1 protein-coding gene is annotated in these 510 nt (G+C 59.0%); it reads right to left on the reverse strand.

The window, feature by feature from the left end:
* Nucleotides 1–297: 297 nt before the first annotated feature.
* The coding region (locus WDC87_RS21960) for a hypothetical protein (protein WP_336331350.1) at nt 298–510 on the reverse strand (213 nt) is incomplete at its 5' end.

The following is a 510-nucleotide window of genomic DNA, read 5'->3' on the forward strand; positions in this document are numbered from 1 at the left end:
CTCTGCTGAGTGAGTGTTCGTCACGAGCGCCAGGGGCGATTACGGCCTCCCTGGCCACTCCAGGCGGGAGAGTAAATGGGTCGCAAGTTCAGTGCAACCAACAGAAAGCCCCGGCGATGCTGACGCCATCCATCTCTTGGCCGGCCCTGTGTGTGAACGTCTGTAATTGCCATGTCGCATACTCTGGGTCGGGAACGTCCGACGTGGAGGCCCGATCGGATCGCCGAGGTCCCTGGAGTGCCGTGTTCGACTATGTTCTTAGGTCTGAGTAGGCTGACAACGTGCCTGCGAAACGTGTCATCCATTGGTGAAGCCTTTTAACCTAAGTGCTGCCGGTGCTGTCCCGTCTCTCTGCCGCAGTTGCGACTTGTCCGGAGGTTCCGCATATTTGGATGGTTTAAGCGCAAGCTCCCATTTGGGCTGAAGGACTCGCGGGCGCTGCGGGTTGCGCAGGCCGTGACACAACTTCTCCAGCTTCAGCTGGTGATGTGTGGTGGAACGGCTGCGCTT

This window comes from Stenotrophomonas maltophilia group sp. Smal12 (genome assembly GCF_037079935.1).
Lineage (GTDB): Bacteria > Pseudomonadota > Gammaproteobacteria > Xanthomonadales > Xanthomonadaceae > Stenotrophomonas > Stenotrophomonas sepilia.